This is a genomic window from Pseudazoarcus pumilus, assembly GCF_002872475.1.
Classification (GTDB): Bacteria; Pseudomonadota; Gammaproteobacteria; order Burkholderiales; family Rhodocyclaceae; genus Pseudazoarcus; species Pseudazoarcus pumilus.
This window is the reverse complement of record NZ_CP025682.1, coordinates 2,914,546-2,932,515: the sequence shown is the minus strand read 5'-3', so window position 1 is coordinate 2,932,515 and position 17,970 is coordinate 2,914,546. Positions and strand designations below refer to the sequence as shown.

Sequence of the window (17,970 nt, the reverse complement as noted above, 5' to 3'; positions counted from 1 at the left end):
GCCGCTGCGCTCTGTTTTTTTCCTCCGGTGATTTGCGGCGTTAGTTTGCGAGGAGGGTCCACTTGAACGTCTATTTCTCGGACTGGTTTGATGTCTCCCCAAGCGACCTGGAGGAGTATGGGGCATTCAATATTTCTCTCATCAACGACCTTCCTGTCTTTATTGATCCATTTCTTTTGTTCAGTAGCGACAAGCCAGAATATCAAGCGCTTCATGACAAAATAATCAATTATATTAAGTTTCTTCGGGAGATGTCCGAGTCTGGAGCAGTATCTAGAGGGCTTGTCCAGCATTGGTTCCTATTTCCAGAGGTCAAGCAAAACTGGCTTGGCTTTAGCAAGATCGGAAATAGCGGATCAGGCCTTGGTGCAAAATTTGCCGCGGCGCTGAACAATAATCTCTCCACGATATTTACCGACTTTGGGGCGGAGCAGGTCACTAAAGGCAGGCTAGTCTCAACTTCCAAGTGCAACACCCATCATTTAGGGTGTTGTCATGCAGAGAAACTACACACACTTGTCGGCTGAGGATCGCGGTTTGATCATGGCGGAACAACTGCGCGGCAGCTCGGGAGCGCGCATTGCGAGAATGCTGGGCCGCTGCCGTTCGACGATTTCGCGCGAGTTGAGCCGTAATCGGGCGTCGGATGGCAGCTACCGGGCCAGCATCGCTGGGAGCGCGTACCGGCGCCGTCGTCAGGCCAGCGTGCGGCGATTGAAGCTGATGGAAGGTTCGGCGCTGTATGGTTTTGTGCGCCACAAGCTGCTCGACCGCTACTGGTCGCCGCAACAGATCGCTGCCAGACTGCGCCAGATGCATCCCGACGACCCCACCTGGCAGGTCAGCCACGAGACGATTTACGCGAGCATCTACGCGCATCCGAAAGGGGCTTTGCGCCAGGGCATGATCGCCGCGCTGCGCCAATCCAAGCCCGCGCGCGGTCGCCCGCGCCGGAGCGCGGCCCGTCCTGGTGGGCTGCCCATTGCCGAGGCGCTGCGCATCCACAACCGCCCGGAGGAAATCGAGTCCCGCCAGTTGCCCGGGCACTGGGAAGGGGATTTCATCAAGGGTGCGTTTAATCGCTCGGCCGTGGGTACGCTGGTCGAGCGCAAGAGCCGCTTCGTGGTGTTGTGCAAGATGGACGGTTGCAGCGCCGAGGCGGCGCTGGAGGGTTTCACGCGGCAGATGAAGAAGATGCCGGCCTTCCTGCGCGAGAGCCTGACCTATGACCGGGGCAGCGAGATGGCGCGTCATGAGGAGTTGGCCCGGCGACTGAAGCTGGACATCTGGTTTGCCGACCCGTACAGCCCTTGGCAGCGTGGCAGCAACGAGAACACCAACGGCCTGCTACGCCAGTTCCTGCCAAAGGGCGCTGACCTGTCGCAAGTCAGCCAGATCCAGCTCAACGCCATTGCCCGGCTGATGAACGGACGACCCAGACAGACGCTGGAATGGAAAACACCGGAAGAAGTCATGGCGCAGGACATCGCTCAATTTCGCAACCGTGTTGCACTTGATTCTTGAGGCGGAGCAGTCACTTGGAAAAATTGTGCTTGGTAAAGGATGGTGTTGGAAAAGACAACGTAAGCGATTTCACGACAAACTTGATTAAGGGATTTCTTTGCGAGTACACGGCATCATTTGCACAAAAGTACATCGATCAGTCTCGTATCAAGTCAGTGATGGTTTCTCATGCCGAGTTTGACTACGGTACGAGACGATGGCTTGGGAGGCGATACGCGCTGCCCTATATCGACGGCGACTATGTGTTGCTGACTCCAAAGGATATTCTTACCAAAGACGACGCGTGGATTAACAAGCACGATATCATCGGGGACTTTGATGATATTCTCGAGTCGATGCCGAATTCAGAACTGCGCGCGCAAGTTAATGAGTATTTTCTTAGGCGTATTCCTGAAGACTCCAAGCAAAAGGAAGTAAATGAAGCGATATCAAGTACGCTCCGTAAATTTCCTGAACTTATTGATTACTACATCAGGCTTAAGGAAAAAACTAGCGACAAAGCTTCATCGTTAAGCAGTCAAAAGATACGTGATACCGAAGCGGTATTTATTGCGCAGGTATCAAGGCTAATAGAGGAGTTGCGCGATGATAGTGAATTCTACGCGACACCTGATGATACGTACGAAGAGGCGTATAAACGGGTCATGTATCTCAAGCAGGTAATCGAAAACAATGATGGTTATCGCATCTTCTATATGAAGGGAGAGCCAATAAAGCGCGAGTCTGACTTGCAGCTGATGTTTCGTCTTACCTGGTATGCGTCGGTAGACGATGTCAATGCCGAGGTAAACAATGGTAGAGGGCCAGTTGATTACAAAATATCACGAGGTTCTAGAGATTCAACTTTGGTTGAATTTAAGCTGGCCAGTAATTCAAAGCTCAAGCAGAACCTTGAAAAGCAAGTGGAGGTCTACGAGGCGGCAAATCAAACCGATAAGTCGATAAAGGTAATTCTTTACTTTAATGAGGGTGAGTTGGCGAAGACCCTGAAAATAATGAAGGAACTTGATCTTAGAGAAGGTAAAGAGCTGGTGCTGATAGACGCGCAAGCATCAAATAAGCCTTCAGGATCAAATGCTAAGTAATCTAGCAGTCCGCTACACAAGGACAAAATCACTCGCTAGCGCTCGTAATTTTTCCTGTGAGCGGTGGCGTTATGTGTGTCTATCAACGTCGAGCCGACTCGCCCCGCCGATACCATCCTACCGCCGCAGAAACCTGAGCCATGCAGCGATGTTGATGAAGCTCATCAGCGATTGCGCAACATAGGTCATCGCAGCCGCTTCGAGGATGCGTCGCGCATGAGGGTAGTCCGATTCGTGCAGATATCGCCCCTTCTCCAGCATCGGCAATGCCCTCCGGAAGCTCGCATCCATCTCGGTGGGCAACGTGACCAGGTGCACCAGCGCCGCCAGCCCCATCGACAGCAGACCGGCGACGATGAACACCAGACCGGGCGCGGGATGACGGGTGATGACCGTTATCACGGGCACTGCGACCATGATCATCGCGCCCAGGCGTTGCCCCGCAGTTGCCAGGCGAACGAGGTGTTCGCGGGTCTGCAGCGGCACATAGCCTTCGGCATGCTGGATCGCATGCCCGACCTCATGCGCTGCGACCGTCACTGCGGTGAGCGAGTGCTTTTCGTAGTTGTGCGGGGACAGGCGGACCGCGCGCGCCAGGGGATCGTAATGATCGCCGCGCTCCGTGGCTTCGACCTTGACGTCCGGGAGACCATGTCGATCGAGCAGTAGACGGGCCAGCTGTGCGCCACTTCCGTAGTAGCGGTCTGCAGGCTCACTATAGTGTTCCATCGTACGCCTTACCCACCAGCCGGGTAGCCAGATGGCTAGCAGAATCAAGGGAATGAAGACGATGAGCAACCGAGCCATGACGGCGCATCCGATATAACATTTGTGCCGGGTCCGGTGTATCGGACAGCCCGGAGCGCCCTGCGTTCGAGCGTCCGGGCGTGACGCAATCGGAGCGAGAGTCACCGGGGCGAGGGGCAGCCCGCGTAGGGCGCAATAGCCGAAGGGGATTGCGACGGATGGGTCGCGACGGAGGTGCGCATGCGGCGCAATGCGCTTCGCTGATTGCGCCCGACGTGTCCCGTCAGGCGGCCGTGTCGAGTTGCCACCCCGGGAAAACCAGGACGGCCGGATGGCAGTGCAGGGCCACGGCGAGGGTTTTGGCACGCTCTACGCCGAGGTTCACGCGACCATTCTCGATGCTGGAAATCGTCGTCTGAGGGATGCCGCAAAGCGCAGACAGTTGCGTCTGGCTCAGTCCCTGAAGCTCGCGGATGATGCGGACGGACTCCCCCGGAGTCACGTCCACGCGTTTCTTGGCGGGTAGGTAGTTGCGCATATGTCCTTCCATTTCTCGTATCGCTTCAAGGACTCGACCGGTATGCGCCCGGATGAGACTTCCTTGTCAACCTGGCGATTCTTGAGAATCTGCCACAGCATGGATGAGGGTGTAAGCCCTTTTCACTACTGCCGCAGACGGTCGTAAGCTCTTCTGTCGGGCGGTCGGTTCGGAAATCGAAACTACGTCGTCCGTGCCGCAACGGGCTACATGAAGCGCTCCGCATGAGGTGCACGAGTCCCACGAGGTGCCCCGACGATGTTGCTTTCTCCGGACAGAACGGTTGCCTTCAGCACGGTCTTCGTCGCGCTCGCAGCATTCTTCTGGGGGCTGGCGGGTGGGATTGGCGGCGTACTCACGGCCCAGGGCTGGAGCGCGGTGGTGGTGTCGTTCTACCGGGGCGCGATCGGGCTGGTGTTCGTGCTGGCCTGGCTGGCAGCGCGGCCGGGTGGCAGCGGGCTGGGGAGTGGTCGGCTGTGGTTCTGGTCGGCGATTGCCGGTGTGGGCGTGGCGGGCAACTTCGCGTTCTATTTTCTGAGCATCGCGCATGGTTCGGTCGCGGTTGCCGCGACGCTGATGTATTGCGCGCCGGTGTTCGTCTATGGGGTGTCGTTCGCGCTCGGGCTGGAGCGGCCGTCGGTGGCCAAGTGGGCCGCGATCGCGGTGGTGATGCTCGGCGTGGTGTTGCTGACGGGCGTCTACGAGCTTGGCGCGGGCGAGGTCACGCCGATCGCCGCCGGTGCCGGGCTGCTTGCCGGGCTGTTCTATGCGCTGTTCATCTTCGGCTTCAAGTACGCGGCGCCGCATGGCAGCCCGCAGGCGATTCTCGTGATCGCGTTCGCGGTGCTCAGCGGCATTCTGGTGTGGCTGGGCGATTTCGCCGAGACCGTGGCGGTGCTGACCGCGCCGGCCTGGCCGCTGTTCGTGCTGCTGGGGGTGCTTGGCGCGGGCCTGTCGTTCGTGTGCTACATCGTCGGGCTGAACCACACCGCACCGACGGTGGCGGCCATCGTGGCGATGGTCGAGCCGGTCACCGCCTCGCTGTTCGGGGTCGTGGTGCTCGATGAGCGCCTGGTCGCGCGGCATGGGCCTGATTCTGGTTGCCGTGACCGCGCTGAGCGTATATTCGAACGTCCATGCCCGCGCGGGCTCCTGACCCCCGACCTTTCAGCGTGCCATGCCCGAATTCGTCGAACCGTTCGCACTGGGAAGCGCTGCGCTGCTGGAGGCGCTGGGCGTTGCCATCATTACCTTGATTGCCTTGTACGGCCTGGGCATCGCCATCCGCGAACTGGCCATTCGCGGCGCCGACCGGGATCTCGTCTTCCAGGAATTGCGCGAGCGCCTGGGGCGCGGGATCCTGCTCGGGCTGGAATTCCTGATCGCCGCCGACATCATCTATACGGTGGCGGTCGACCTGTCGTTCGAATCGGTCGGGGCGCTCGCCATCATCGTTTTCATCCGCACGTTCCTGAGCTTCACGCTGGAAGTGGAACTGACCGGCCGCTGGCCGTGGCAGAAGGCCGCCGCCGAACAAAAGCGCGATGACTGAGAGCGACGCCTACCTCACTTCGCCTCGTCCATCGCCTGCAACTGCTTTTCCAGTTCGGCCGCTTCGGCGCTGAGCAGCGAGTAATTCATGATGTCGCCGTTGCGCTGGTACTGCATGGCCTGCTCGAGTTTCTGCTGGTATTGCTGCTGCAGGGCCTTGCGAGGGTCTTTCCTGAACAGTCCGAACATGGTTTCTCCGGGTTCGCCGCTGCGGGGACGCGGTGGCGCGAGTGAAGGGTGGGGATAGGACTGTCGGTTTGCCCGGTGGTTCGACTTCAGGCGGATTCCTCGCCGATATCCTCATTCCACAGATCGGGCCGCTGCGCGATGAACTCGCGCATCAGCGCCTCGCATTCGGCGTCCTGCAGCACGTCGACCTGCACGCCGCGGCTCTTGAGCAGTTCCTCCTCGCCCATGAAGCTGCGGTTCTCGCCGATGACGATGCGCGGGATGCCGTAGAGCAGGATCGCGCCGCTGCACATCGCGCAGGGGGAGAGCGTGGTGTAGATCACGCTGTCGCGATACACGGCGGCGGGCTGGCGGCCGGCGTTCTCGAAGGCGTCCATCTCGCCGTGCAGGATGGCGCTGCCCTGCTGCACGCGGCGGTTGTGGCCGCGGCCGATGATGCGGCCGTCGTGCACGATGACCGAGCCGATGGGGATGCCGCCCTCGGCCAGGCCCTTGCGGGCCTCGTCGATGGCAGCGCGCATGAATGTGTCCATGATGCGTCCTGTCAGGTGTGGTCGTGGGGCGATTATGGTGCAATGCGCGGGCACCGCGTCGGCTGCATTCACGGCTGAGGGTGGAGGTCGGGCCGTCGCGGGCAGACTAAGCTCAAGGTATCGAAACTTTTCGAGGAGATTCGCATGATGTCCACTGCACCGCTGCGCCATGTCGCCGGCGCCCTGCTCGCGGTCTTTGTCCTTGCGGGATGTGTCGCCTACGGCGTCGAAGAGCCACGCCATGTCCGCTCGTTCGAGATTCCAAAAGGTCACATGCCGCCACCGGGAGCATGCCGGATCTGGTTCCCGGACCGTCCGCCGGGCCAGCAGCCGCCCCCGGGGGATTGCTTCGAACTACGGCAGCGCGTGCCGCCCGGCGCGGCGCTGGTGCGCGGATGAACGGGATGGCGACGCGACCGCGCGAGCGCGTTCTCCGGGGGCGGCCGACATGAAGGCAGCGCAGGCATTCTGGGACAAGGCTGCCCCGCGCTACGCGAAGATCCGCATCCGCGACGAGACGAGCTACCGGCGCAAGGTCGAAATCACGCAGCAATACCTTCGACCCGACTGGTCAGTGCTGGAGTTCGGCTGCGGCACGGGCAGCACCGCCATCGAGCACGCGCCGCACGTGCGTCACATCCTGGCCACCGACGTTTCCGGCCGCATGCTGGAGATCGCGCAGGACAAGGCGCGTGCGGCCGGCATCGACAACATCACCTTCCGCTGCGGCACGCTGGACTCTGCCGAGCTGCCCGCCGGCGGTTTCGATGCCGTGCTGGGGCTCAACGTGCTGCATCTGCTCGAGGACGTCGCGGGCGCGATCGCGCGCGTGCATCACCTGCTGCGGCCCGGCGGGATGTTCGTGTCGAGTACGGCGCTGGTCGGTGAGCTGAAGCTGCACTGGCGAATGGCGATTCCGTTGATGCAGACGCTCGGGCTGGCACCGCACGTGAGCCGCATCAAACATGCAGAACTGTGCGCGATGCTCGCCGACGCGGGCTTCGTCATCGAGCACGACTGGCAGCCGGGCCGCGCATCGGCCTTCATCGTCGCGCGCAGGCCGGAATGACCCTCCCCGCCGCGGAACGGGGTCGCGCGGCGGATGAGCTGGAGCGCTGAATGGGGGCTGGCGATGCGCAAGCGCAGCGGGAGCACCCGCCCGCCCGGACTAAGCTCATGCGCACGCCCCTCGACCCGGTGCCTCGCCGATGTCCTCGCCCACAGCTCGGGCCGCTGCAAGATTCCCTGTCTTTCTGATCATTGCGGGTCTAGGCTCGTTGAATCCGGCGACGATTCGTGGAGCCCTTCGCGGCACGGGACGGCCGGGCACTGGAGGACAACCATGTCTGGCATTGTTTCCGGTTTTCGCTCGTCACGAATCCCCTTGCTTGTTTGCGCCTTGGCGCTGCTCATGCCGGGTCTGCCGGCGATCGCGCAGCCACCGCCTGCGGAGCCGGCGCTTGTCCGGGATGCGGACGACCCGCAGTTGAACTGGGGAGCCTGTCCCGCGTTCCTGCCGGCAGGTTGCGCTCTGGCCGTGCTGCATGGCGACCCCGCGGCCGACAATGTCGATGTCTTTCTCCGGGTGCCGGGCAAGTCGTATCTGCCCGCGCACTGGCACACCTCGGCCGAGCGCATGATCCTCGTGGCTGGTGAGATGCATGTCACCTACGAAGGTCAGGAGCCGCTGGTGTTCCGCCAGGGAAGCTACGCATACGGCCCGCCGGGGCGAGCGCACGAGGCCACCTGCGTGAGCGACACGCCCTGCGTCCTGTTCATTGCCTTCGAGTCTCCGCTCGACGCGGTGCCGGTCGAGTCCGCGAGGTAGGAATCGAGTTCGAACCGTGCGCTGCGGAGGGCACGGATGCGATGATCCGTGACGAAACTTCACGCCTTCCTGCGCTTTCGAACCATCCACGGCAGCACATGCAGCACGAAGAGCGCGATCAGCGTGCTCAGCACCGCGGTGGCCTCGTTGCCCAGCCCGACGGCGACGCCCATCGCGGCAGTCAGCCATAGCCCCGCGGCAGTGGTGAGGCCGCGCACGTCGCCGGTGTCATTGCCCTTGATGATGGTGCCGGCGCAGATGAAGCCGATGCCGGTGATGATCCCCTGGATCACGCGGCTCATCGCGTCGTCCATGGACCAGGCCAGGCCCGGAGCGATGACGAACAGCGCGGACCCGAGCGCGACGAGCATGTGGGTGCGCAGCCCGGCGGCCTTGCCCTGGCTTTCGCGCTCGTAGCCGAGCGCGGCGCCGAGCAAGCCGGCGAGGAACAGGCGCAGTGTGATGCGCGTGGCGTCCTCGACATCCGACAGGTCGGAGAATTCGGCGGCGATGGTTCCGATGACGATTTCCCAGGTGGACACTGCTCGACTCCTTGGGGCGTGTCTGCGTACTCAGCGCTCAGATCAGTCCCTGCAGGACAAGCCCGAGCGTGAGCGTCGTGAATCCGAAGGCGGCCAGGGCGAGCAGGCCATCGCGGCTGACCAGTGCGAGCCCGAACGCCGTCAGGGCAAGGCCAGCGCCGGTCGCCGAGAACGGCACCAGTTCCATGGCCGGCATGCCCAGCGCGATGATCGCGCAAACCAGTGCGATGACATACCTGCCCGAGGCGCGCACGAGTGCGATCAGGCGCGGCCGCAACAGGCCGTCGATCAGGCGGGCGGGTGGCCGGATCCACTCGAAGGCACGGCTCACCTTGCGATGGTCGATGGTGCGTTGCATCAACCACTGCGGCAGCCAGAATTCCTTTTCGCCGCATAACAGCTGCATGGCGATCAGGAGCACCATCAGCCCGACGGCGGTGGATACGCCGGGAATGCCGCTCAGCGGAGATGCAGTGGTGAGACCCGCGGCCAGCAACAGCGGGCCGAACGAGCGCGTTCCCACCGCTTCCATCACGGTCGCCAGGGAGACTTGGTCGTGCTTGCGTGCGGCGCGCTCGATGTGGTCGAGCAGATCTTGCAGGTTGTGCGGTTCCTGAGCCATTGCCGATCTTTTCCGGCTATCACAGACCGCACAGCTTAAGGCCCGCAATATCGCTGCATTGAAACAGGGTGCAAACGGACTCGACGTCGGCAGCGCGCGCGTTGTCGGCGCAGAGTCGGGCGATTCGCCTGCCCGGCCGCGTGGGTCATCGTCCTGGGAGCCGCCATGTGAAGATGTGTTCGGCTACCGCGGATTCGGCAAGGGAATGCGGTCGTTGTCAGCCGACGCAGTTGACGTCGTCATCGTATTCGCTGAGCATGGAATAACGGTTCGGTCACAAGCTGCCTAGCGTCGCTTTGGAGATACGCCGATGAATGTCGAGCTTCTGGAAACCGTGCAGGCCGCGCTGGGCTGGAGCACGTTGATCAACTTCGTCGTGCTGATCTGGTGGTTCGCCTGGTTCGCGCTCGCGCGTAACACCGTGCGGCGCTTGCACGGCCGCTGGTTCGATCTGCCGGACGCGCAGTTCGACGCCATACACTACGGGGGCATGGCGATCTACAAGCTGGGCATCCTGCTGTTCAACCTGGTGCCGTACCTGGCTCTGCGGATCGCGACCTGAAGCGGGGCCGCACGCCACGAAGCCGCGCGCTGTCGGCCTGCGTCACTTGCGCGCGAAGCGCAGCAGCACGACCGCCGCGAGCGCAAGCAGGAAGATCGCGCCGGCCTCGATGAGGATGTTGGACGGGTCCATTTCCTTGCCCTGCAGTACGATCAAGCGCGCCAGCGCCGTGATCGCGATGAGGATGGGGAACACCATGGTCAGACCGCGGCCCGAGTAGAACACGGCGACCATGGAGATCACCTCGGCATACAGGAACATCAGCAGGATATCGCCGAGATTGACCGCACCGGCTTCGAACACCGCCAGGATCTCCATGCCCGTGGCGACCACCGTCATGATCGCGACGACCAGCAACAGGGCGCGTTGCAGGTATTTCAGCCCGCGTTCGACGACGACCTCCTCGGTGTCGCTCACTTCCACCGGAGGCTCGGAAGGGACTTTCTCGCTGGCGCTCGTCGTCTTGCTGTTGTCGGTCTGCATTTGGCGTGAGGCCTCCGGGCATCGCTGGAATCAGCGGGCAAAGGGTCTGCGGATGGAATCGCGATGGACGGATTCCGCGGCGCACGTGCGGCTTCACGGCTTCCGCTCGCCTCGACCCCCGCTCCTCCGTGTCATCCACAGCTTGTGCGCTGCAAGAACAGCGTGCAGCATCCGCCGAAACGGGAGGGGGGCGTCCAACATGGATTCAACAACCGTTTATGTCAAGACCGCGCTCGGCCACGAGGAGGTCGCGACGCGCGGCCGGCATGTGCCGGCACGCGTGCGGGCGATGCTCATCATCATCGATGGCCGGCGTTCGGTCGGCGAGCTGTTGGCCAACCATCCGGCGCCGGACGAGGCGCGCGACCACTTGCAGACCCTGGTCGACGGCGGCTTCATCGCGCCCGCGGATGCGGTCGCGGCCGACTCAACGCCGGCTGCGGGGATGACGGGTGAGGACTTCGCCGAAACGCGCCGGGCGGTGGCCGCCGCGCTGGTCGATTTCCTCGGGCCGGATGCCGACACCTTCACGCCGCGCATCGAACATGCCGCCAGTCGCGACGAACTGACCGCCGAGTGCGAGACGCTGTTCCGCATGCTCGAGCAGACGGTCGGTCGTGCCCGCGCCGAACGCTTCCGTGACACGGTCATGTCGCGGCTGGGCTGACGCGCCGCGCCTCAGCCGCCGCTCAGGGCCTGCACGATCGCCACCTCGTCATGCGCCTCGAGCACGCGCGTCAAATCGAATACCGACTTTCCATTGACGAAGATGCGCATGTGCGCCCGCGTGCGGCCCTGTTCGTCGACCAGGCGAAAGCGCATGCCCGGATAACGGCGATCGAGGTCGTCGAGCAGCGCGTCCAGCGTCGTGCCTTCGGCCTCGACTTGCGCGGCTCCGGTGTAGGACTGTAATGGCGTCGGGATCAGTACCTGCATCGTCGCACCCACGCGGTGTGCGCCGCCTCGACGGCGTAGATCTCGGGCAGGTGGCGGGCGATGCAGCGCCAGTGCGCGCCTTCATCGACACTGGCCCACAGCTCGCCACTGGTGGTGCCGAAGTACAGGCCGACGGGATCGTGCGCGTCCGCGCACATGGCCTGGCGCTTGACCGTCCACCACGCCTGTTCGCGCGGCATGCCCTGGTCGAGCCGCTGCCAGCTCGCCCCTGCGTCCTGCGTGGCATAGACGGCGGGGCGCCCGTCCGGGCTGGTGCGCGGCCACACGTCGCGCCCATCCATCGGAAATACCCAGGCGGTGTCGGCGTCACGCGGATGCACGACCATCGGAAAGCCGACGTCGCCGACTTCGGCCGGCATGGCGCGGCCGATGCGCTGCCAGCGGGAGGCGGGGCGGTCGAGGCGATAGATGCCGCAGTGGTTCTGCTGGTAGAGGCGATCCGGATTGGTCGGACACATGCGTACGCAGTGCGGGTCGTGGAAGGTGGGGTCGCTGCGCACGAAACCTTCCACCACATCGAGTCCCTCGAGCAGCGGCGAGAACGTCTCGCCGCCGTCGGTCGATTCGTGCACGCCGCCACCCGACATCGCGAAGTACAGGTGTTTGGGGTCGCGCGGATCGACGATGATGGAATGCAGCTTGGGCCCGTCCGGCGTACCGTCCTGCACCGTGCCCATCCAGCGCCGGTAGTCCGGGTCGTCGTTGATGCACGAGAACGGCCGCCAGGTGTCGCCGTCGTCGTCGCTGCGGAACAGCCCCTGCGGCGAGGTGCCGGCGTACCACGCGTGCGGCTCGTTGGCGTGGGCCGGCGTGAGCCAGAACACCTGGCCGACCGCACGCCCGGCGCCATCGTCCGCCCTGGCGAAAGCCGGCGGGCGGGCGGCCTCGCTCCAGCTCGCGCCAAGGTCGGTCGAACGAAAGATCGTCGGCCCCAGATGCCCGGTGCTGGCCGCCGCCAGCAGGGTGCGCCCGTCGCGCGGGTCGAGCACCATGTGATGGATGATGTGACCCAGGAAATGCGGGCCATCGGCGCGCCAGTGCTCGCGTGCGGGGTCGCCACGAAAGATCCATGCGCCTTTGCGCGTGGCCACCAGAATCGTCGTTTCTCCTTGCATCGTCGGACTCCTCGCAGCGGGCGGCCGGGGCGGCGCCCTTCACACCGTGGTCGAACGGCAAGGGCCGATTTCGACATCGCGCTCGTCGGTCACGCGCGCACCTGCGGAATCGCCGGTCGTGGCCGCAGGCATTGCGCCCGAGATATGACATGGTGTTGACTGCGGCGAAGCGCTCGGCTACCGTCGTCGATGACGAATGGATTGCTTGTCTCCTGCTGCCGTGGCCTGGCCGGTCCATTCGTGCGGCTCGCGCAGTGTTCACAGCTGCGACCGAAAACCGCCTGCGCGGGCCGCCCAGGCTTTCCACTTCGCTTCTCCGGCGACGTCCCCGGAACGGTCCCGGACCGTTCCGGTTCTTTTTTGCGTGCGGAACCCGTACCGCCTATTCTCGCTCAATGACGCTATCCGGTTCGCCGGCAATCAGGGAGGAGACAGGCATGCATGCGACACGATGGCCGGCGGTGCTCGCCGGGGCAGCGATGATGACGGCTGCGGCCTTTGCGCACGCGGACACCGTCAAGGTCACGCCGCTGGGTAGTCACGACGGCGAATTCTGCCCGCTCGACCGCGCGCTGGTGTTCGAGGATCCGGACGGCACGCGCATTCTGTACGACGCCGGACGCACCGTGCGCGGGCCGGACGATCCGCGCCTGGGCAGGATCGACGTGGTGCTGCTCAGCCACGTGCATGGAGATCACCTCGGCGACGCGATCCAGGCCGAAGCCAACGCCGGCACCTGTGCCAAGCCGGATTTCTCGGTCAAGGTCACGCCCAATTCCAACAGCGTCGACATCGTCGTCGGCAAGAAGGCGAAGTTCATCGTCGGCGGCGAGATGCCGGCCTTCTTCCAGAACCGTGTGGAAGCGGCCGGTGGCGAGCGCAGCCAGGTACAGCTGGTGCGCTTCGGCGCGTCGACTCGGGTCGGCGGCGTGGATATCGCCAGCGTGCCGGCCGTGCACAGCAACGGTCTGGCGCCGATTTTCATCGGCAGCGAGTACGCGAAGATGCTCTCCGAGGTCGGGCTGACCGCCTACGTCGGCCCGCCGGGCGGCTATGTGCTGACCTTCAGTAATGGGCTGGCCGTGTATCTGTCGGGTGATACCGGCATCACGGCCGAACAGGATCACGTGGTGCGCGGCCACTACGGCGCGAAGCTCGCGGTGCTCAATATCGGTGGCACCTTCACCACCGGCCCGCGCGAGGCGGCCTATGTGATCAACGATCTGGTCAGGCCGGCCGCCGTGATCGCCTCGCACGCCAACGAGCCGGCCACCGAAGGCGGCAAGCTGAGGGCGGGTACCAGGACCGAGGCCTTCATCAAGGCCGTCGAGGTGCCGGTGCACCTGCCGCTGTCGGGACGCACGATGGCGTTCGACGGCGCAGCGAAATGCACGAGCGGCTGCTGAGCGCGATGCAGACGTAGAAACGGGGCGGCCATGGCCGCCCCGTTTGCGTTCACCGTGTGCGGGCTCAGGCCGGAGCGTCGAGCGCGATGTCCACCATCAGCTCGTGGCCGAGGCCGTCGAGCATCTCGCGCAGGGTGTCGTCGGCCAGCGCCTCGGGCACCACGAGCAGGGCGTGGACCTTGAACACGTGCGGCTCGTCCGGACGCTCGCCGACGATCTCGGTGTCGAGGTTCTCGATGCTCACGCCGCGCTCGGCCAGGCTGGTGGACAGCCGGCGCACGATGCCGGGGCGATCGGGGCCGGCCAGTTCCAGGCGCAGCAGGCGGCGCCCGGCAGGCACCGGACGCGCGTCGCTGCGTGCGATGGCGATGGCCAGACCGTCGTCCTCGAGTTTCCTGAGCGCGGCGATCACGGTGTCGGCGTCGTCCGGTGCGACCTGCAGATGCACGATGCCGGCGAACTGCCCGGCGACGCTGGTCATGTGACTGTCCGCCCAGTTGACGGCCGCGGTCTGCGCGCAGTCCGAGACCTTGCGCACGATGCCGGGCCTGTCCGGGCCGATCACCGTGACCACCAGCGAGGTCGTCAGCGCCTGATCCTGTTCGACGAGCTTGACCGTGCGCCGGATCATCGGCGCGCGCGTGGCGAAGCGCGGATCCTGCGCCTGGGCCGGCAGCGTGCCGTGCTCGGCGGCGTGGCGCACCACCTTGCGCACCAGGTTCAGGCCCAGCGGGCACAGCGCGCGTTCCCACAGGTCGCGCGCGCTCTCGCCCTTGAGCACGAAGCACCAGTCCTGCGCGGCGATGGCACCGTCATCCCAGCCCTTTTCCAGGTGGTAGATCGAGCCCCCGGCGATCGGGTCGCCTTCCAGCAACGTCCATTCCACCGCGGCGATGCCGCGGTGGCGCGGCAGCAGCGAAGGGTGGTAGCCGATGCCGCCGATCTTCGCGCGTGCCAGCGCCTCCTCGGTGACGAAGGCGTGCGTATGCGCGGCGATGATCAGGTCGCAGTCTTCCTGCAGCGCGGAGCCGGGCACGGTGCGCGGACTCTCCAGGATGGACAGTGGCAGGCCGGCCTTCGTCGCGGCCAGCGCGAGTCGGTCATCCTCGGCGGGTGCGACCACGCGCACGACCTCCATGCCGTCTTCGAGCAGGTTCGCGAGCACGGTCGCGCCGAAATAGCGCGAGCCGATGACGGTGCACCTCATGGGCTTCTCCTGTATCGGTTGCGGGCGTGTCGCAGCACGCCGGGTGGGGGCGATGTTACCGCGTTCGCGGCGCGCTTTCCTTGTCGGTTTCGCGCCGTGTGCCGTGAAGCGGCGCTGTCGCCATGACCAGTCCGGGGGCATACTGCGGGTCACTTCATTGTTCCTCCGCAAACGGGGGGCAACCGCGATGGATTCAGCCCTCTTTCTGCAGTTCGACGTGGCGCCGGCCGTGCGTGCGGCGCTGGCCGCCATCGGCCGCAGCGAGGACGTGCATTGGTCGCCCGACGGGCGGCGCATCGCGCTGGCTGCGTTCGGGCGCGATGCCTTGCTGGTGATCGATGTGACCATTGGTGACGGCGATGTGCCGCAGCTGGCATTGACGCGTGCGGTGGAAGTGCGTTGCGCGGCTTTTCGTTGCCCGCACGGGGTGTTCTGGATCGACGAGCGGACCGTGATGGTGGCCAACCGCGAGGGCGACGTGCTGGTCGTCGAGCCCCCTGCCGGGATCGGTGCGGATGGGGTGCGCGAAGTCGAGGTGCTGCAGGCGCTGCGTGCGAAGGGGCCGGACCAGGTGATGACCCCGGGGTCGGTCAGTGTCGTGCGCGTCGGCGCCGATCTCTATGAAGCCCTGGTGTGCAACAACTACGTCGACCGCGTCACGCGTCATCTGCTCGACGCCCGCGCCGACTATGCGATCCGCAGCAGTTGCGTGTTGCTGCATGCCGGACTGGGCGTTCCCGACGGGGTCGCCGTCAGCCACGATGGGGCATGGATCGCGATCTCGAACCACGAACACCACTGCGTCTGCCTGTATCGCAACCGCATCGATCTCGATGCCGTATCTGAGCCCGAGGGCGTGCTGCAGGGGATCGCCTATCCGCATGGTGTGCGCTTCATGCCGGACGACGGACACATCCTCGTCGCAGACGCGGGCGCGCCCTGCGTGCACCTCTTCGCGCGCGGTGACGCGGGCTGGGAGGGTCGGCGCACGGCCGCGCGGTCGCTGCGCGTGCTCGACGACGGGACCTATCTGCGCGGCCGCCACAATCCCAAGGAAGGTGGGCCCAAAGGCATTGCACTCGACCCCGCCGGGCGGGTCATGGCGATCACGTGCGAGGAGTGCCCGCTGGCCTTCGTCGATCTGAAACCCTTCGTCCCGGTCCGGTCTGCGGCGAACGGGGCGGACGCGGGCGCGGAAGTCGAACGCCTGCGTGCGATCGTCCTGCGCGAGGCCGCGCGTGCGCGCCGTTCGGACATCGCGGCGTGGCATCAGGCGACGGAACGCTTGCGTGCCATCGAGGCCAGCCTGTCGTGGCGGGTGACGGCACCATTGCGCTGGATCGCAGGCCGCGTGCGACGCTGATCGGGCCCCGGTCGAGGCCGTGTGCGGTGGACGTCGCGCGTGCCACGGGTACCATCGCACGCTGTGATTGGCAGGAGAGTTGCGGTGTCGGAACGGCGTGGTCCGGGTTGGGTGTTCGTATGGTCGGTGCTGGTGCTCGCCGCGTTCGTCGGCATCGGGGTCGCACGACCCGATGCGCTGGCCGGTTCGGCCGCGCGTGCGCTCGAGTTCACGACGACGCATTTCGGCTGGCTCTACCTCTTCGCCACCACCGGCTTTCTGGTGTTCTGCCTCAGCGTGGCGCTGTCGGACTATGGCCGCATCCGTCTGGGGGCCGACGGCGAAGTGCCCGAGTTCTCGTATCCGACCTGGCTGGGCATGATCTTTTCGGCCGGCATGGGCGTCGGCCTGGTGTTCTGGGGCGTGGCCGAGCCGATGACGCATTACGTCGAGCCGCCGCTGGGCCGCGCCGATGCGCGCAGCGCCGAGGCCGCGCGGCTGGCCATGCAGTATTCGCTGTTCCACTGGGGCTTTCACCAGTGGGCCAACTTCGCCGTGGTCGGCCTGGCGATCGCCTACGTGCGCTTCCGTCAGCAGCGTCCCGGGCTGATCAGCGAGACTTTCCGTGCCAGCATCGGAGATCGCGCGGGCGGATCGCTGGGTCACGCCATCAACGTGCTGGCGGTGGTGTCCACGGTGTTCGGCGTCGCGACCACCCTGGGCCTGGGGGTGATCCAGATCAACAGCGGTCTGGGCGCGGTGGGCGACGTGGCCTTCGGCGTCGCGCCACAGCTCAAGATTCTCGGTGGCATCACCGTGGTGTTCCTGCTGTGTTCGCTGCTTCCGCTGGAGAGCGGCGTGCGCTACGTCAGCGATGCCAACATGGTGCTCGCCGCGGTGCTGCTGCTGTTCGTGTTCTTCACGGGGCCGACCGACTTCATCACCGCGGCGATGACCAACGCCATCGGCGACTATTTCGCCAACATGATCGGCATGAGCCTGCTGATGACCCCGTACACGGGTGACGACTGGGTCGAGCGCTGGACCATCTTCTACTGGGCCTGGGGGCTGTCGTGGGCGCCGTTCGTGGGCAGCTTCATCGCTCGCATCTCGCGTGGCCGCACGATCCGCGAGTTCGTGCTGGGCGTGATCGGCATGCCGGTACTGCTCAGCGCGCTGTGGTTCGCGACCTTCGGCGGTTCGGCGCTGTACTTCGAGATGTTCGACGGGGCCGGGATCGGCGATGCGGTCGTCGTCGAGATGAGCTCGGCGCTGTTCGCGACGCTCGACTGGCTGCCCGGCGCCGATGTGCTGGGCGTGGCGATGCTGGTGCTCATCGTGCTGTTCGTGATCACCTCGGCCAACTCGGCGACCTTCGTGCTGGGCATGTTCACCAGTCGCGGCGCGCTCGTGCCCAGCCGCCTTCTGCGCCTGAGCTGGGGCGTCATCCAGGTGGCGGTGGCCGGCGTGCTGCTGCTCTCCGGCGGGCTGGCCGCGCTGCAGACCATGTCCATCGTCGCCGCCTTTCCCTTCATGGTGCTGATGCTGTTCATGGCCGCCTCGCTGCTCAAGGCGCTGCGCGACGAGCGTCGCCAGCGCGAACTGCACGAGGCCATCATGTGGGAGCGCATGCAGCGGCTGGTCGAGGCCGAGGAGGCGCGACTCGAGGCGGAGCGTCAGGCGGCGTCGCCGCTCCAAGCGGACGCGCCGCCGCAGTCGCGCGAGGTCTGAGCTGGGGT

The 17,970-nt window shown here is 64.9% G+C and carries 22 protein-coding genes and 1 pseudogene; 13 read left to right on the top strand and 10 right to left on the bottom strand.

The annotated features are described in order from the left end of the window. Positions 1-62: 62 nt before the first annotated feature. Genes C0099_RS14360 through C0099_RS14350 form a run of 3 tightly spaced genes read left to right on the top strand, consistent with a single transcriptional unit; the run spans position 63 to position 2,609 of the window. Positions 63-527 (top strand): hypothetical protein, encoded by a 465-nt coding sequence (locus tag C0099_RS14360; protein ID WP_199797625.1) that lies wholly within the window; start codon positions 63-65, stop codon positions 525-527. Then, the gene (locus C0099_RS14355; RefSeq protein WP_102245957.1) at positions 496-1,524 is read left to right on the top strand and encodes an IS30 family transposase; all 1,029 of its coding nucleotides are present in this window, start codon (positions 496-498) and stop codon (positions 1,522-1,524) included. The genes C0099_RS14360 and C0099_RS14355 overlap by 32 nt, the downstream gene beginning before the upstream one ends. A 14-nt stretch (positions 1,525-1,538) precedes the next feature. Then, complete coding sequence (locus C0099_RS14350; protein WP_199797624.1) at positions 1,539-2,609, top strand: hypothetical protein; 1,071 nt, start codon at positions 1,539-1,541, stop codon at positions 2,607-2,609. A 117-nt stretch (positions 2,610-2,726) separates the two neighbouring features. Here the strand turns inward: C0099_RS14350 and C0099_RS14345 are convergent, their stop codons facing one another. Together C0099_RS14345 and C0099_RS14340 are read right to left on the bottom strand one after the other, a co-directional pair. Continuing rightward, positions 2,727-3,416 carry a zinc metallopeptidase gene (locus C0099_RS14345; protein ID WP_102248059.1) on the bottom strand — a complete coding sequence of 230 codons (690 nt, stop codon included), beginning with the start codon at positions 3,414-3,416 and terminating at the stop codon, positions 2,727-2,729. 223 nt (positions 3,417-3,639) lie between these two features. Then, positions 3,640-3,894 carry a helix-turn-helix domain-containing protein gene (locus C0099_RS14340; protein WP_102248058.1) on the bottom strand — a complete coding sequence of 85 codons (255 nt, stop codon included), beginning with the start codon at positions 3,892-3,894 and terminating at the stop codon, positions 3,640-3,642. 258 nt (positions 3,895-4,152) lie between these two features. Between C0099_RS14340 and C0099_RS16355 the strand changes: the two are divergent. Then, a pseudogene (locus C0099_RS16355) lies at positions 4,153-4,956 on the top strand (DMT family transporter); the annotation flags it as partial. 115 nt (positions 4,957-5,071) lie between these two features. Then, positions 5,072-5,446: a DUF1622 domain-containing protein gene (locus tag C0099_RS16350; protein WP_102248057.1), complete on the top strand. Its 375-nt coding sequence runs from the start codon at positions 5,072-5,074 to the stop codon at positions 5,444-5,446. Positions 5,447-5,460: 14 nt separating this feature from the next. On the opposite strand, the gene C0099_RS15915 is transcribed toward C0099_RS16350, so the two are convergent. Together C0099_RS15915 and C0099_RS14325 are read right to left on the bottom strand one after the other, a co-directional pair. Beyond that, positions 5,461-5,634, bottom strand: a complete 174-nt coding sequence (locus tag C0099_RS15915; RefSeq protein WP_123785278.1) for a DUF6435 family protein — start codon at positions 5,632-5,634, stop codon at positions 5,461-5,463. A gap of 86 nt (positions 5,635-5,720) precedes the next feature. Then, entirely contained in the window at positions 5,721-6,167 is a 447-nt protein-coding gene (locus C0099_RS14325; RefSeq protein ID WP_102248056.1) for a nucleoside deaminase, read from the bottom strand. Positions 6,168-6,311: 144 nt separating this feature from the next. Between C0099_RS14325 and C0099_RS14320 the strand changes: the two genes are divergently transcribed. The 3 genes from C0099_RS14320 (at position 6,312) to C0099_RS14310 (ending at position 7,995) form a co-directional block, all read left to right on the top strand. After that, a complete protein-coding gene (locus C0099_RS14320) occupies positions 6,312-6,566 on the top strand; it encodes a hypothetical protein (RefSeq protein ID WP_102248055.1) in 255 nt (84 codons plus the stop codon). Positions 6,567-6,615: 49 nt separating this feature from the next. Next, positions 6,616-7,236 (top strand): class I SAM-dependent methyltransferase, encoded by a 621-nt coding sequence (locus C0099_RS14315; RefSeq protein WP_102248054.1) that lies wholly within the window; start codon positions 6,616-6,618, stop codon positions 7,234-7,236. A gap of 273 nt (positions 7,237-7,509) precedes the next feature. After that, positions 7,510-7,995, top strand: a complete 486-nt coding sequence (locus tag C0099_RS14310; RefSeq protein ID WP_199797621.1) for a cupin domain-containing protein — start codon at positions 7,510-7,512, stop codon at positions 7,993-7,995. Positions 7,996-8,054: 59 nt separating this feature from the next. On the opposite strand, the gene C0099_RS14305 is transcribed toward C0099_RS14310, so the two are convergent. Both C0099_RS14305 and C0099_RS14300 read right to left on the bottom strand, forming a co-directional pair. Then, positions 8,055-8,537, bottom strand: a complete 483-nt coding sequence (locus C0099_RS14305; protein ID WP_102248053.1) for an MgtC/SapB family protein — start codon at positions 8,535-8,537, stop codon at positions 8,055-8,057. Positions 8,538-8,574: 37 nt separating this feature from the next. Further along, positions 8,575-9,159 (bottom strand): exopolysaccharide biosynthesis protein, encoded by a 585-nt coding sequence (locus C0099_RS14300; RefSeq protein ID WP_102248052.1) that lies wholly within the window; start codon positions 9,157-9,159, stop codon positions 8,575-8,577. Positions 9,160-9,469: 310 nt separating this feature from the next. Between C0099_RS14300 and C0099_RS14295 the strand changes: the two genes are divergently transcribed. Then, positions 9,470-9,721: a DUF6868 family protein gene (locus C0099_RS14295; protein WP_102248051.1), complete on the top strand. Its 252-nt coding sequence runs from the start codon at positions 9,470-9,472 to the stop codon at positions 9,719-9,721. A 42-nt stretch (positions 9,722-9,763) separates the two neighbouring features. Here C0099_RS14295 and C0099_RS14290 read toward each other — a convergent pair whose 3' ends face one another. After that, positions 9,764-10,204, bottom strand: a complete 441-nt coding sequence (locus C0099_RS14290; protein WP_102248050.1) for a phosphate-starvation-inducible protein PsiE — start codon at positions 10,202-10,204, stop codon at positions 9,764-9,766. Between the two features lie 199 nt (positions 10,205-10,403). On the opposite strand from C0099_RS14290, the gene C0099_RS14285 reads away from it, so the two are divergent. Continuing rightward, positions 10,404-10,871 (top strand): hypothetical protein, encoded by a 468-nt coding sequence (locus C0099_RS14285; RefSeq protein ID WP_102248049.1) that lies wholly within the window; start codon positions 10,404-10,406, stop codon positions 10,869-10,871. Between the two features lie 11 nt (positions 10,872-10,882). On the opposite strand, the gene C0099_RS14280 is transcribed toward C0099_RS14285, so the two are convergent. Beyond that, the gene (locus tag C0099_RS14280; protein ID WP_102248048.1) at positions 10,883-11,140 is read right to left on the bottom strand and encodes a MoaD/ThiS family protein; all 258 of its coding nucleotides are present in this window, start codon (positions 11,138-11,140) and stop codon (positions 10,883-10,885) included. After that, on the bottom strand, positions 11,128-12,276 hold the full coding sequence (locus C0099_RS14275; protein WP_102248047.1) for a WD40/YVTN/BNR-like repeat-containing protein: 1,149 nt from the start codon (positions 12,274-12,276) through the stop codon (positions 11,128-11,130). The genes C0099_RS14280 and C0099_RS14275 overlap by 13 nt, the downstream gene beginning before the upstream one ends. Positions 12,277-12,713: 437 nt before the next feature. Here C0099_RS14275 and C0099_RS14270 point away from each other — a divergent pair, with 437 nt between their 5' ends. Further along, positions 12,714-13,682, top strand: a complete 969-nt coding sequence (locus tag C0099_RS14270) for an MBL fold metallo-hydrolase (protein WP_102248046.1) — start codon at positions 12,714-12,716, stop codon at positions 13,680-13,682. Between the two features lie 64 nt (positions 13,683-13,746). Here the strand turns inward: C0099_RS14270 and C0099_RS14265 are convergent, their stop codons facing one another. Beyond that, on the bottom strand, positions 13,747-14,889 hold the full coding sequence (locus C0099_RS14265) for a formyltransferase family protein (RefSeq protein ID WP_102248045.1): 1,143 nt from the start codon (positions 14,887-14,889) through the stop codon (positions 13,747-13,749). Positions 14,890-15,076: 187 nt separating this feature from the next. Here C0099_RS14265 and C0099_RS14260 point away from each other — a divergent pair, with 187 nt between their 5' ends. Both C0099_RS14260 and C0099_RS14255 read left to right on the top strand, forming a co-directional pair. Continuing rightward, positions 15,077-16,252 (top strand): lactonase family protein, encoded by a 1,176-nt coding sequence (locus tag C0099_RS14260; RefSeq protein WP_102248044.1) that lies wholly within the window; start codon positions 15,077-15,079, stop codon positions 16,250-16,252. An 84-nt stretch (positions 16,253-16,336) separates the two neighbouring features. Further along, positions 16,337-17,962, top strand: coding sequence for a BCCT family transporter (locus C0099_RS14255; protein ID WP_199797620.1), 1,626 nt, complete (start codon positions 16,337-16,339; stop codon positions 17,960-17,962). The last annotated feature ends 8 nt before the right edge of the window (positions 17,963-17,970 follow it).

Bases quoted from the DNA above. Each gene is read 5' to 3' on its own strand.
- C0099_RS14355 (WP_102245957.1), top strand. From the start codon at position 496: ATGCAGAGAAACTACACACACTTGTCGGCTGAGGATCGCGGTTTGATC.
- C0099_RS14345 (WP_102248059.1), bottom strand. From the start codon at position 3,416: ATGGCTCGGTTGCTCATCGTCTTCATTCCCTTGATTCTGCTAGCCATC.
- C0099_RS14340 (WP_102248058.1), bottom strand. From the start codon at position 3,894: ATGCGCAACTACCTACCCGCCAAGAAACGCGTGGACGTGACTCCGGGG.
- C0099_RS16350 (WP_102248057.1), top strand. From the start codon at position 5,072: ATGCCCGAATTCGTCGAACCGTTCGCACTGGGAAGCGCTGCGCTGCTG.
- C0099_RS15915 (WP_123785278.1), bottom strand. From the start codon at position 5,634: ATGTTCGGACTGTTCAGGAAAGACCCTCGCAAGGCCCTGCAGCAGCAA.
- C0099_RS14325 (WP_102248056.1), bottom strand. From the start codon at position 6,167: ATGGACACATTCATGCGCGCTGCCATCGACGAGGCCCGCAAGGGCCTG.
- C0099_RS14320 (WP_102248055.1), top strand. From the start codon at position 6,312: ATGATGTCCACTGCACCGCTGCGCCATGTCGCCGGCGCCCTGCTCGCG.
- C0099_RS14315 (WP_102248054.1), top strand. From the start codon at position 6,616: ATGAAGGCAGCGCAGGCATTCTGGGACAAGGCTGCCCCGCGCTACGCG.
- C0099_RS14310 (WP_199797621.1), top strand. From the start codon at position 7,510: ATGTCTGGCATTGTTTCCGGTTTTCGCTCGTCACGAATCCCCTTGCTT.
- C0099_RS14300 (WP_102248052.1), bottom strand. From the start codon at position 9,159: ATGGCTCAGGAACCGCACAACCTGCAAGATCTGCTCGACCACATCGAG.
- C0099_RS14295 (WP_102248051.1), top strand. From the start codon at position 9,470: ATGAATGTCGAGCTTCTGGAAACCGTGCAGGCCGCGCTGGGCTGGAGC.
- C0099_RS14290 (WP_102248050.1), bottom strand. From the start codon at position 10,204: ATGCAGACCGACAACAGCAAGACGACGAGCGCCAGCGAGAAAGTCCCT.
- C0099_RS14285 (WP_102248049.1), top strand. From the start codon at position 10,404: ATGGATTCAACAACCGTTTATGTCAAGACCGCGCTCGGCCACGAGGAG.
- C0099_RS14280 (WP_102248048.1), bottom strand. From the start codon at position 11,140: ATGCAGGTACTGATCCCGACGCCATTACAGTCCTACACCGGAGCCGCG.
- C0099_RS14275 (WP_102248047.1), bottom strand. From the start codon at position 12,276: ATGCAAGGAGAAACGACGATTCTGGTGGCCACGCGCAAAGGCGCATGG.
- C0099_RS14270 (WP_102248046.1), top strand. From the start codon at position 12,714: ATGCATGCGACACGATGGCCGGCGGTGCTCGCCGGGGCAGCGATGATG.
- C0099_RS14265 (WP_102248045.1), bottom strand. From the start codon at position 14,889: ATGAGGTGCACCGTCATCGGCTCGCGCTATTTCGGCGCGACCGTGCTC.
- C0099_RS14260 (WP_102248044.1), top strand. From the start codon at position 15,077: ATGGATTCAGCCCTCTTTCTGCAGTTCGACGTGGCGCCGGCCGTGCGT.